Below are 12,847 nucleotides of genomic sequence, written 5' to 3' on the forward strand. Positions count from 1 at the left end.
TATTTCCTCCCTTTAAATACAGGCAGTGTATGCTGCCTGTACCAGATAATTCGTGCCACAATCTCAATTTCCGATGATTTAATAGCAAATCAATCGTATTTTCCGATTTTAAATCCTCGTCAGGCACCCCAATCTTTATTACACTAGCTCAATAGCTCGTCACGAATATAACGAATATTAATGGAGTAAAGTCATGGCAAAGCATTTTGATTACATCTGTATCGGCGGTGGTAGCGGCGGTATTGCATCGGCAAACCGTGCTGCAATGTATGGTGCAAAAGTTGCGATTATCGAAGCAAAAGCACTCGGCGGTACTTGTGTAAACGTAGGTTGTGTACCTAAAAAAGTGATGTGGCACGGTGCTCAAATCGCTGAAGCTATGCACCTTTACGCAAAAGATTACGGCTTCAATGTTGATGTAAAAGGTTTTGACTGGAGCAAACTGGTCGAAAGCCGTGAAGCTTACATCAGCCGTATCCACACTTCTTACGACAATGTACTAGGCAATAACAAAGTTGAAGTGATCAACGGTTTTGCCCATTTCGTTGACCAGAAAACGGTTGAAGTAAACGGTGAACACTACACCGCTGATCACATTCTTATTGCTGTTGGTGGCCGTCCATCAATTCCTGCAATCCAAGGCGCACACTACGGTATCGACTCTAACGGTTTCTTCGAACTAAAAGAGCAACCAAAACGTGCCGCTATCATTGGTGCAGGTTACATTGCCGTTGAAATCGCTGGTGTATTAAATGCACTAGGTACAGATACGCACTTATTCGTACGTAAAGAATCACCACTACGTAGCTTCGATCCAATGATTGTAGATACGCTAGTTGAAGTTATGGCAGCTGAAGGGCCAGCGTTACATACGCAATCTGTGCCAAAAGAAGTAGTGAAAGAAAAAGACGGCTCAATCACGCTGTACTTTGAAAACGGTGAATCACACAATACTGACGTACTGATCTGGGCTATCGGTCGTGAGCCAACTACAGATGCCATCAACCTAGCCGCTGCGGGTGTTGAAACCAATAACCGTGGTTTCATCAAAGTGGATGAATACCAACAAACTAACGTTCCTGGTATCTACTGTGTCGGTGACATCATGGAAGGCGGTATCGAACTAACACCTGTAGCAGTTAAAGCAGGTCGTCAGCTTTCTGAGCGTCTATTTAACAACAAACCTGATGCGAAGATGGACTACAAATTAGTCCCTACAGTAGTATTTAGCCACCCACCAATCGGTACTATCGGTCTTACTGAAGCTGAAGCGATTGCGCAATACGGCGAAGAAAACGTGAAAGTGTACAAGTCAGGCTTCACAGCAATGTACACCGCAGTTACTGCGCACCGTCAACCATGTAAGATGAAGCTGATCTGTGCAGGCGATGACGAGAAAGTAGTCGGTCTACACGGTATTGGTTTCGCGGTTGACGAAATGATCCAAGGCTTTGGTGTCGCGATGAAGATGGGCGCAACAAAAGCTGATTTTGATAGCGTTGTGGCTATTCACCCAACAGGCTCTGAGGAGTTTGTGACAATGCGCTAGGCATTAACACGAACCTAATATAGATAAGGCGATGTAGTGAAATACATCGCCTTTTTTATGCTATTGCTTTTATCAACGATACCGAAAGAGCTTAGTTTAAAAGCGTATTTTTACCTATTAACACACACCGCCAATTCATTAGTAAAACTAATACTAAAACACTAGTTTTTTTCATTTTTCAATGTTCCAAAAATATCTATAATTCGCGCATCGAAACACGACTGAATGCCTATATATCTTAGGGTTGGGCGAAGGTTGTACAGTAAAAACAGCTTAAACTTTATAGGTAATTCCATGACTCGCATCGTTAATAAAATTGTTGCTCTATACACTCCAGCGTTTTCTTCTCTATACAAAAACGGCAACAATAAGTAAGCATTAAAATACCTTACTGAAAAAAGAATTTAGAAAGGGCTTTGAACCGCATGTTCAAAGCCCTTTTGCTATATACCCTCTACCACTCAACCTTTGGCCTGACGTTTTTTAATCACGACAGCGTAAGCGTAATTAAGACGAAAAAAAACACCGCGCAAAGGCGATGTTTTTTTAAAATATATTCATTAATTAGTGATGATGGTGGTGATCATGACCACAACTACAGCTTGGCGCAATCACACTTTGAATTTGCGTAAGCGTGATTTGTTTTAGCAACTCTTCAGTGCTGATAGTGTTTAGTAAATGCATGTTTTCTGCATTCACAGCCATCACATCTTCGATTTCACGCTGCTTGTTAACCACATCAATTAATTTATGGCTAACTTCTGCTGGCAATGAAAACTCACGGATCACTTTCATTTCATTGCTTTGTGTATCAACAGCCATCATGTTTAATGTTAATGAAGCTGTATCTTCAGCAGGTTGTGCAAAAAACTCATTAGGGATCACCGCAGCATTAAACTGAATATCAAACGCCAGATCACCGAGTTTTAGTACCACTAAACAACCGCCATTTTCAGTGCTTAATACACCAAACTCAGCACCTGATTCAGCAAGCAGTTGTTGTTCATCTTCAGTAATGTTATCTAAACCAAGAAAAACAACATTCGTCATATCATTGCGGAACATTTCCAGAACAGCACCATCTCCCGCTGCAAATGGATGATTTTCAATAATTTGACCAACGTGAAAATGATTATGATGTTGTTCTGTCATAGCAAACCTCAATAAATTGGTAACGTTATAATTAAGCTAAAGCAATAAATACAACATATTGTTTAATGTCATCATTATAACCATTACAAAGAAAAACATAATCCCTACCAAAGCAAAAACACTATTACATATAAGTAATAATATTGCGCAAATGAGAAGAGTATCTAGAACCTCTAGAATAATGAGTCAAATACCCATCACAGTATAATCGTCATAACACACTAATTTTTATTAATTTGTTAAATCATAACGTTTACTAAACACATAAAAATCAGAATAAAATCAAAAAACATTTACATAATTAACCATTTTTTACCAGTCAACTATTCCATGCTTTATTAAAAGAATGTAATCTCTCCCTCCCTAAATATGGAAAACCAGTGAATAGTTATTCTCACAGGGTCTATAGAGGGTATTCCTATTTATTCGGCAGTTTCTATCAGTAGGTTGTAAATCAAGATGCATAACCAAGCAGTAGCACCACCTAAAAACACCTTAAACACCTGGCTAATGTTCATTATCCCATCATTAATTGGTGTCTTTCTTTTTATGGCACCGATTAATTTTAATGGTGACATTACAATCCCTATCGCTGTTTTAGCGAAAACTATTCAAGCGCAGTTTGAACATTCACTGACATCGATTGTGACAGGCGTGATCAGCTTTACAGCTATCATGTCGATCATCACTAAAGTGTTTAAGCCAGGGTTTATTACACGCAATGGTTTTTTAAACGGCTTACTAAACCCATCACCAATGTGGTTTGTGGTTCAACAGCTTGGTGCTATCTTTGCTGTTATGGCGTACTTTAATATTGGCCCTGTAATGTTTCGTAACGACGCGACAGGCGGTCTTGTATTAAACGATTTACTACCTGTTCTATTCTCAGTATTTATTTTTGCCGGTTTGCTACTGCCGCTTCTACTCAATTTTGGTCTACTGGAATTTTTCGGCACTTTATTTACTCGAATCATGCGTCCGATTTTTGGTTTGCCTGGCCGTTCATCTGTTAACTGCATTGCATCTTGGTTAGGTGATGGCTCGGTAGGCGTATTATTGACCAGTAAGCAATACGAATCGGGAATGTACACCCAACGTGAAGCGGCCATTATTGGTACAACCTTTTCAGCGGTATCTATTACCTTTAGCTTAGTCGTGATCGCGCAAGTTAACTTAGAGCACATGTTTGCACCGTTCTACTTAACGGTATGCCTTGCTGGTCTTGTCGCGGCAATTATTGTGCCTCGTCTACCGCCACTATCACGTAAGAAAAACATCTACATTGATGGCACAACAGAGAGTCAACATGATGAAAATGTGCCACAAGGTCACAACGTTTTCTCTTACGGTTTACACCAAGCACTAAAGAAAGCAGCTGAAGTTAAAAGTATTCCAGCAATTGCGTTAGATGGTGTGAAAAATGCCGTAGATATGGTGTTTGGCGTACTGCCTGTTGTTATGGCAATTGGTACTATCGCGCTGGTAATTGCAGAAAATACACCACTATTTGATTACTTAGGTATGCCATTTATTCCGTTCTTAGAATTGCTGCACATTCCAGAAGCGGAAGCGGCATCAAAGACGATTGTGGTGGGTTTCGCTGATATGTTCTTGCCATCTATTTTGGCCTCAACCATTGAAAGCGACATGACCCGTTTTATCATCGCAGCAATGTCAGTGACACAACTTATCTACATGTCTGAAATTGGTGCACTGCTTATCGGTAGTAAAGTACCCGTTAAAGCGTGGGAACTATTTGTAATTTTCATCCTACGTACACTGGTCACCTTGCCTGTGATTGCAGGCATGGCACATTTACTATTCTAAATTTGAGTTTCACTGATAAAAAAGGCGGCCATTGGTCGCCTTTTTTATTATCAAAATATTGATGTAGCTAAAGCATTAGACTTAATGCCAGCCAGCAATTTCGTTAATCTTATCGCATTTTATAAAATATAGTATTCATCATAAGAATAAGCACTTTTTTACCATTGATTTTATTTTCCTTAATTGCAAACATATCGAAAAATCAACTATAACTAACTGTTTTAATGTTATTTTCGGCTGATTAACTGTGCATATTGTTTAAGGAAATCTATATCATGCAATTTAAACTGTCTCTTGTTGCAGCATCCCTTCTTGCGACGCTAACTCTTACTGGCTGTAACGACGATTCATCTTCAACGCCAACAGCACCAGATGTTGAAAATCCATCTCCTGAGACAGGCAACCCTGACACTGGTAAGCCAGATACAGGCAATCCAACACCAGTTACAACAGGTCAATTTATTGATGCTAAGGTACAGGGCTTAGATTACGTTATCGGTACGAAAGCAGCACAAACAGATGCAGAAGGTAACTACGAGTTAGGTGCAGAAAATGGCACTATTAGTTTCTATATCGGTGGCAAAGACGGTCTATTAATTGGTTCAGTTTCTGGTCGTGCAGTTACAACCCCATTTGAAGCAGCTGGTACCTACGAGCGCTCTATTAACCTTGCACGTTTACTACTAACCATTAACGAACACAATGATGATTCAACCATTATCATCCCTTCACTGATCAAAGATAACCCAAGTACTGATATTCAAGCTGCACTAGCGAAAATTACCTTGGATGATGGTTACTTTGAAAAATCAGTTGAAACACTATTAACCCTGCTAGATTCAAAAGCGCTTGTAGCTGCTGCTGATGCTCAAAAGCACATGCAAGCATCTTTAAACCCAGAACAATTACAACGTGGTTCTGATGAAGTATTAACACAATGGGCAAAAGGCTCTAACCAAATTATTATTCATCGTAGTGCCAACCTACGCGTTAAAAATAGCAGCGATGAAACATTTAAAACGGTTATTCATCAAGACCAACAAAACGGTAAGTACGTTGGTGGCTTAAGCTTAATGAACTACAAGTTGACTGATGATCAATTTATTATTCTTGCTGGTTCTAACGACTCAACCATCGAAAAAACAAGCACTTTACCAAGCTTTGTTTATGAGATGACTAATAAGGCGGAAGCTTATACTGAAAATGAAATGATGCCTTGGTCTGAAATTGAAACAATGGGCTCTCCATACGCTTGTATGACTGCAAAAAACTGTAGTGAGCGCTTATTAACTCAAGCTAACCTTGAATACATTGAGCGTCAAGATGGCGACCATAAACAAAAAGAAGCACAGTCAGGTACATACGATCCAGTAACTCAGGTTTACACTCAAATTCGCAGCAAAGAATACCTAGATGGTGATTACGCAGGACGAATCAGTGAATCCATCGAATTCTTCTATCCTGTAGCGGATGCAAAAACAGATCGCTTTGTTGACTTCACAGGAACATGGACCGCTAAAGAAACGCGTCCTGATTGTCATGATGTAGCAACATCTAACTTAACGTTTGGTGAGAATACAATCACACTAACAGGCCAAGAGTTTATAGGTAAATGCGATATTGCTGATGGCATAAACGAAACGATCACATACGAAGACTTTGCAAAGATGGACTTCTGGTGGTTTGGTACCAACGATAAAGTATCTACAGCAACACTAGATCAGCTAAACACAACAGTACGTTGGAATGACAAAGATACTGGTGAGACAACCGATAACTTCAAGATCAACCGCTTTAGCTACATCCCAGCAGGTAAAGCATGGGATAAAGGCGTACTTGTTCGTGATACGTTAAGCGATAATGGTGCCAAAGTTGCTACTATTACGATGAAAAAATCGTAACAGCACCTAATAAAAAAGGCGACCAATGGGTCGCCTTTTTATTATCTAAACATCAAGCTATTAGCCTTTATAAATCTTCGGGTTAAACACGTCCCGTAACCAATCACCTAACAAGTTGATTACCAGTACTAATACCACCAGCAAAATACCGGGGAAGACAGTGATCCACCACGCGCCAGAGAAGATATATTTAAAGCCGATACTGATCAGTGAACCCAATGATGGCTGATCTACCGGTAAACCTAAGCCTAAGAATGACAAGGCCGCTTCTGACATAATGGCGTTCGCCACCTGTACCGTTGATATCACTAAGATCGGTGATAAACAGTTTGGCAGAATATGACGGAACATAATACGTGGCGCTCTAAAGCCCATGACTTTTGCCGCTTCAACATACTCTTTCTTCTTCTCGGCTAATACCGAAGCTCGCACTGTACGTGCATACTGAGGCCATTCAGCAATACCAATAATCATCACCAGCATGATCACCGCATATTGCGCATAGGTTTCAGCACCTAATGCGGTACGAAAAATCGCAGAAACGATGATCGCCACCATCATGGTCGAGAATGACAACTGCACGTCGGCAATACGCATCAAGAAACTATCAACACGGCCACCATAATAACCCGCAGTTAAGCCAATCACGATCCCCAGTGTCATTTGCAGTGCAACAGCAAGTAAACCAATCGTTAGTGATAAACGCGCACCATAAAGCATGGTCGATAAAATATCACGGCCTTGATCGTCGGTACCAAGTAAGAAGTTCTCATCACCATCTTCCATCCATGATGGCGGTAACTCTGAATCCATAATATCTATCGACGCTAAATCATACGGATTACTCGGCGCTATAAACGGTGCAAACAATGCCGTGGTGGCAAACGTTAGAAAGACAGCGAAGCACACCATCGCCACTTTGTCTTTCTTAAAATAATACAAAATATCGGAGTTTTTAAAACGCTCCCAACGGCTTGGTGCAGCTAGTGTATTACTCATGACTTACTCTCCCTTGCCAGTCAGGTTTACAGTCGGGTTAACCAATCCATAGAGCAAATCGACGATGGTATTAGTTACAACAAAGATCAAGCCAACAAAAATCACGTAAGCTGTGATAAGTGGGGTATCAACACGGTTAATGGCATCTAAAAACAGTAATCCTGTGCCTGGCCATTGGAATACACTTTCAGTCAAAATGGTGTAAGCAATCATGGTACCGATCTGCACCCCGCCAACCGTTAATACCGGCAGCATGGTGTTTTTTAAGGCGTGTTGGTAGTAGACCTTTTTCATCGGTAGCCCTTTCGCTTTCGCAAACTTAATGTATTCAGAGCTCAACACTTCTAACATTTCAGAGCGCACTAAACGAATAAACAACGGCAACATAATCGACGCTAAGGCAACACATGGCAGCACAAGGTGCTTTAAGCCATCAAGGGTAAAGAACCCCGACTCCCAACCTAAATAGTTGGCGGTTTCACCTCGACCAAACGAAGGTAACCAACCTAGCTCAATAGAAAAGACGTACATCAACATAATGGCAGTTAAGAAAACGGGAATTGATATACCAATACTACTGAACGCCATAATGGCTTTGGTTAAGAAACTATTGGGATGAATCGCGGAGTACACGCCAAGCGGAATAGAGACCAAGACAATAATAATTGTGGCACCAAAAACTAACTCTAAGGTGGCAACTAACTTGTCTAAAATCACCTCTGTGGCAGGCTTTTTAAAGGTATAAGACGTGCCAAGATCGCCTTGTACCGCATTAGCTAAAAATCGGCTGTATTTGGTGATAAACGGATCGTTAAGTCCTAAATCATCACGTAATTGTTGTCGTTCTGCTTCTGATACAGATTGCCCCACCAACTCTCGTAATGGGTCGCCAAGGTTATCTTGGATGGCAAAGGCCACCAAACTGATCACAAACATCACTATCAGTGCCTGATACAGGCGCTTGACCAGAAACGTAAACATTCCCTGCCCCTTCTCTTTCTTCCTGAAAAAGTGCCGGAGCAAGCTCCGGCACTGTCGCTTTCGCTATAACATTACTTACTTTTCATCGACCACAAGATCGCCAAAGTAAGGCTGTTCCATTGGGTTAACAATATCGGCCGCGTGTACATTTGAACGCGCGCCCCATGCAAGGCTCTGCCAATGCAGTGGGACAAACGCCGCTTCGTTGTACAACGTCGCTTCTACCTTCTGTAGCATGACTTTACGTTTGGCTTGATCGGTTTCTACGTTCGCCGCTTCAATCAACTTATCGACTTCAGGGTTAGAGTAAAAACCACAGTTGTACTGACCTTGACCTGTTTCTTCATTACGCGTCATGGTTAGGAACTCTGTCATGTTCGCTGAATCTTCAGTATCGGCATGCCAACCAATCATCATCATGTCTGCCGCACACTTATCAAACTCAGGCCAATATTGCGCTTTTGGCATGGTCTTGAGATCGACTTTCACGCCAATTTTAGACAGCATCGCCGCTACCGCTTGCGCTACTTTTGCATCGTTCACATAACGGTTATTCGGTGCCATCATGGTTAATGTAAAACCGTCGGCATAGCCCGCTTCTTTCATTAATTCTTTGGCTTTTTTCACATCATAACGCGGTACTAAATCAGCATTGTAACCTTGGTATCCCACTGGGCTCTGTTGACCTGCCGTAGTCGCAAAGCCTTTCATGATTTTCTTCACAATGCCTTCGTTGTTAATCGCATGTACAATCGCTTGACGTACGCGCACATCTTTCAACGCTTCATTGCTGTTCTGGTTCATTTGGAACGTGATAATACGGGTACCCGGTAGTGTCACCAGATCAACATCTTTTGCTTCTTTCAAACGTTTATGATCATTAGGTGCAACGTGATCAATCATATCAACACCACCAGAAAGCAACGCTGCAAGACGTGTTGCATCTTCTTTGATAGGCAATAGTGTTAGCTTATCTACATTACCTTTTGACGCTTTATCCCAGTAATTTGCATTACGGGTAAATTCAACTTTTACCCCTTGCTCACGCTCTGTAACGATAAATGGACCGGTACCTGAAAGATTGGTAGAAGCAAATGAGTTACCGTGTTTCGCAATTTCCGCTTTATCTTTACCTTCAGCGGTTTTCCCTGTGTAGAACTTGCTGTCCATTGGGAAGATGTATGTCGCAGTTTGTAGTACCAGTGGATAGGTTCCTTTCGAGATCAACTCAACCGTGTAGTCATCCACTTTCTTCATTTCAGAATACGGGGCAAAGATCTTTTTAAAGTCTGCCGAATCTTGCAGGCGATTAAATGTCCATACCACATCGTCCGCCGTAAGTGGATTACCCGAATGGAATTTCACCCCTTGACGCAATTTGAAACGGAACGTGTGATCATCAACACGCTCCCAGCTTTCCGCTAGACGCGGCTCAAAATCCATATCTTGGGTAAAACGAACAAGAGGATCGAACACCATATGAGATAGCTGTAGCGTACCGCCTGATAACTGCTCATGCGGATCTAATGAAACAGGATCCGAAGCGTAACCCAGTTTGATTTCTGCAGCAGTAGCACTAAAACTTAACCCCGCGGCAATCAATGCTACGGCTAATTTGCTCTTGATGGTTTTCATTGCATAACTCCTTTATGCACGGGACCTCTCCCGCGAGTAATGTTTGTTGATGTGGACTAAGCGCGCTTTAATCCATTTTGACTAATCCCTTTAAATTCTGGCATTAGTGAAATTAAATGTTGGCTGTATTCATGTTGAGGATCGGTAAAAAGCTGTTCAGTTTTCGCCACTTCCAGCAAAGTACCTTTTTGCATCACCCCAATGCGATCACACATTTGACGGATCACGGGTAAGTCATGGCTGATAAACAGCATGGTTAAATTCAATTCGTCTTGCAGATCTTTAAGTAAATTCAAAATTTGTGCTTGAACAGACACATCCAGAGCTGATGTTGGCTCATCACAGATCAACAATCGTGGACGTGTTGCGAGAGCACGAGCAATAGAAATACGTTGACGTTGACCGCCTGAAAACTCGTGAGGATATTTCACCCCAGAGGCACGTCCTAATCCAACATGATCCAATAAATCATGCACAATTTGACGGGTTTGTGCTTCGTTCTCGGTTAATTTATGAAAACGGATAGGCTCTGCAATAATATCGAAAATACGCATCCGTGGATTCATCGAGGTATAGGGGTTTTGGAAGACCATCTGCATTTGACGACGGAAAGGACGACGGTCAGCTTCACTTTTCAGCGCCGTTAGATCCATTCCTTCAAATGTCACCCGACCTTCATTCGGCGGGTATAAACCAGCAATTACACGAGCAATGGTTGATTTACCAGAGCCAGATTCACCCACTAAGCCAAAGGTTTCACCTTCAAAGACTTGGAAACTGACATCATTATTGGCTTGAACATATTCCCGACGACTTTCAAAGAAAGAATCTTTGGTCACAAAGCGCAAACTCACGTTCTCTACATTCAACAATGGTCCTGAATAATCACGTTGCTCTTGGCGCTGCCCTAACCAATGATTTTTAACATCTAATGGCGGCGTTTCTTCTGCCGCTTCGATATAATTCACCAATGGAAAACGCTGTAATTTAATATCTGAACGTGGAACAGCTGAAATTAGGCTTTGAGTATATGGATGTTCTGGACGGTGTAAAACTTGCTCTGTGGTGCCGAGCTCGACTAAGTCACCGCGATACATTACTGCAACGCGATCAGTCACATTCGAGACAACGCCCATATCGTGAGTAACCAACATACAGCCGACGTTTTTCTCAACACACAACGCACGGATCAACGTCAAAATTTGATCTTGAATCGAAACATCTAACGCTGTTGTAGGCTCATCAGCAATGATTAAATCAGGCTCTCCTGCCAGCGCGATAGCAATCACGACACGTTGGCGCATACCGCCTGAAAACTGGTGAGGGTATTGCTTAATGCGCAATTCCGGTTGCGGAATACCCACCTGCTCCATTAACGTTAATGCACGTTTGTACGCTTCCTGCTGAGTGACTTGTAAATTGGTTACTATAGTTTCAGTGAGTTGTTGTTCAACCGTAAATAGCGGGTTTAGCGATGTCATTGGGTCTTGAAAAATAAACCCTATCTTAGCGCCACGTACCTGACGCATTTGCTCTGGCGTCAGCCCTGAAATTTTTGTCCCATCAAGATACACATCACCCTTAGCGATTTGTCCTGGTGGACTCAATAGATCAATCACCGCATTGCCGACGGTTGATTTACCCGCACCAGATTCACCCACTACGCCGACAATTTCACCGCGCTCAATAGAAAACGACAATGATTTCACCGCAGCATGCACCCCATGGCGGGATGGATATTCTATCCGAAGGTTTTTTACTTCTAATAAAGCCATGACCGACCTCAATTGCTTGGCAGATCCTGCCAATATAAAAACTTGAATCCTTTCCACACCAGAACATTCATCTATGGCATGTCGGCCTATCAATCTGTCAAATATTTTACACAAAAGCAACATTTCAAAGCAAAAAACTATAATAAATGTGAATTATCGAATAATTATTCACTTTTACTTATCGGCAAAACTATATCCACCTAAATATATTTTCAATGCAAAACACCCACAAAAACAGCGATATCATGCAAAATCATCAAAATAATCACTATTTCCTAAAAAAACAAAAGACAAGTTATGAATAATTTATCACTAACAACAACTACCACGATTTACATAATCACAACATCAACTGCTTTCATAAAAATACACAACAGTAACAACCAAAAATTTTAATTTACTAGATATATAAGTGGATAATTACAAATTTATTAAAATCTATCACCACATAAAATCAGATTGGCGACGAAGAAAACCTACGATTACGATACAGCTCCTTCATTAGGAACGATAAAAAGCGAAACTCTAACATCAGGGAATCCTCCACCTCTCTGGCCCCAATCAACAACACTGAGCGACTTTTACTTTTCTATAGGCGAAAAAAAACCGCATCTTTCGATACGGTTTTCTTAATAGTGGTCGGTGAAGAGCAAGGTTCTAATATCAGGGAACCCCCGACCCTTGGCGATCTAATCAATAACACTGAGCGACTTAAGCTTTTCTATAGACGAAAAAAAACCGCATCTTTCGATACGGTTTTCTTAATGATGGTCGGTGAAGAGCAAGGTTCTAATATCAGGGAACCCCGACCCTTGGCGCTCTAATCAATAACACTGAGCGACTTTTTCTTTTCTATAGGCGAAAAAAAACCGCATCTTTCGATACGGTTTTCTTAATAGTGGTCGGTGAAGAGCAAGGTTCTAATATCAGGGAACCCCGACCCTTGGCGCTCTAATCAATAACACTGAGCGACTTTTTCTTTTCTATAGGCGAAAAAAAACCGCATCTTTCGATACGGTTTTCTTAAT

Annotated in this window: 8 protein-coding genes; 3 read left to right on the forward strand and 5 right to left on the reverse strand. The window is 41.5% G+C overall.

All coding sequences use genetic code 11. The annotated features are described in order from the left end of the window. The first annotated feature begins 193 nt into the window (after positions 1-193). On the forward strand, positions 194-1,549 hold the full coding sequence (gene gorA / locus C9J46_RS19095) for a glutathione-disulfide reductase (protein ID WP_107208561.1): 1,356 nt from the start codon (positions 194-196) through the stop codon (positions 1,547-1,549). 564 nt (positions 1,550-2,113) lie between these two features. Here gorA and C9J46_RS19100 read toward each other — a convergent pair. Continuing rightward, the gene (locus C9J46_RS19100; protein WP_107291383.1) at positions 2,114-2,701 is read right to left on the reverse strand and encodes a hypothetical protein; all 588 of its coding nucleotides are present in this window, start codon (positions 2,699-2,701) and stop codon (positions 2,114-2,116) included. Between the two features lie 459 nt (positions 2,702-3,160). On the opposite strand from C9J46_RS19100, the gene C9J46_RS19105 reads away from it, so the two are divergent. Continuing rightward, positions 3,161-4,528 (forward strand): YjiH family protein, encoded by a 1,368-nt coding sequence (locus C9J46_RS19105; protein ID WP_107208559.1) that lies wholly within the window; start codon positions 3,161-3,163, stop codon positions 4,526-4,528. A gap of 275 nt (positions 4,529-4,803) precedes the next feature. Beyond that, the gene (locus C9J46_RS19110; protein ID WP_107291384.1) at positions 4,804-6,429 is read left to right on the forward strand and encodes a chromosome partitioning protein ParA; all 1,626 of its coding nucleotides are present in this window, start codon (positions 4,804-4,806) and stop codon (positions 6,427-6,429) included. A gap of 60 nt (positions 6,430-6,489) precedes the next feature. On the opposite strand, the gene C9J46_RS19115 is transcribed toward C9J46_RS19110, so the two are convergent. The 4 genes from C9J46_RS19115 to C9J46_RS19130 all read right to left on the reverse strand — a co-directional run bounded on the left by C9J46_RS19115 (position 6,490) and on the right by C9J46_RS19130 (position 11,819). After that, complete coding sequence (locus C9J46_RS19115; RefSeq protein ID WP_006647518.1) at positions 6,490-7,428, reverse strand: ABC transporter permease; 939 nt, start codon at positions 7,426-7,428, stop codon at positions 6,490-6,492. A 3-nt stretch (positions 7,429-7,431) separates the two neighbouring features. Then, complete coding sequence (locus tag C9J46_RS19120; protein WP_005372184.1) at positions 7,432-8,409, reverse strand: ABC transporter permease; 978 nt, start codon at positions 8,407-8,409, stop codon at positions 7,432-7,434. A 75-nt stretch (positions 8,410-8,484) separates the two neighbouring features. Beyond that, positions 8,485-10,044 carry an ABC transporter substrate-binding protein gene (locus C9J46_RS19125; protein WP_107208557.1) on the reverse strand — a complete coding sequence of 520 codons (1,560 nt, stop codon included), beginning with the start codon at positions 10,042-10,044 and terminating at the stop codon, positions 8,485-8,487. 56 nt (positions 10,045-10,100) lie between these two features. Then, complete coding sequence (locus C9J46_RS19130) at positions 10,101-11,819, reverse strand: ABC transporter ATP-binding protein (protein ID WP_107208556.1); 1,719 nt, start codon at positions 11,817-11,819, stop codon at positions 10,101-10,103. Between the last annotated feature and the right edge of the window lie 1,028 nt (positions 11,820-12,847).

Source organism: Photobacterium sp. GB-36, from assembly GCF_003026135.1.
Lineage (GTDB): Bacteria > Pseudomonadota > Gammaproteobacteria > Enterobacterales > Vibrionaceae > Photobacterium.

Coding starts and splice junctions, on each gene's coding strand:
- gorA (WP_107208561.1), top strand. CDS start 194: ATGGCAAAGCATTTTGATTACATCTGTATCGGCGGTGGTAGCGGCGGT.
- C9J46_RS19100 (WP_107291383.1), bottom strand. CDS start 2,701: ATGACAGAACAACATCATAATCATTTTCACGTTGGTCAAATTATTGAA.
- C9J46_RS19105 (WP_107208559.1), top strand. CDS start 3,161: ATGCATAACCAAGCAGTAGCACCACCTAAAAACACCTTAAACACCTGG.
- C9J46_RS19110 (WP_107291384.1), top strand. CDS start 4,804: ATGCAATTTAAACTGTCTCTTGTTGCAGCATCCCTTCTTGCGACGCTA.
- C9J46_RS19115 (WP_006647518.1), bottom strand. CDS start 7,428: ATGAGTAATACACTAGCTGCACCAAGCCGTTGGGAGCGTTTTAAAAAC.
- C9J46_RS19120 (WP_005372184.1), bottom strand. CDS start 8,409: ATGTTTACGTTTCTGGTCAAGCGCCTGTATCAGGCACTGATAGTGATG.
- C9J46_RS19125 (WP_107208557.1), bottom strand. CDS start 10,044: ATGAAAACCATCAAGAGCAAATTAGCCGTAGCATTGATTGCCGCGGGG.
- C9J46_RS19130 (WP_107208556.1), bottom strand. CDS start 11,819: ATGGCTTTATTAGAAGTAAAAAACCTTCGGATAGAATATCCATCCCGC.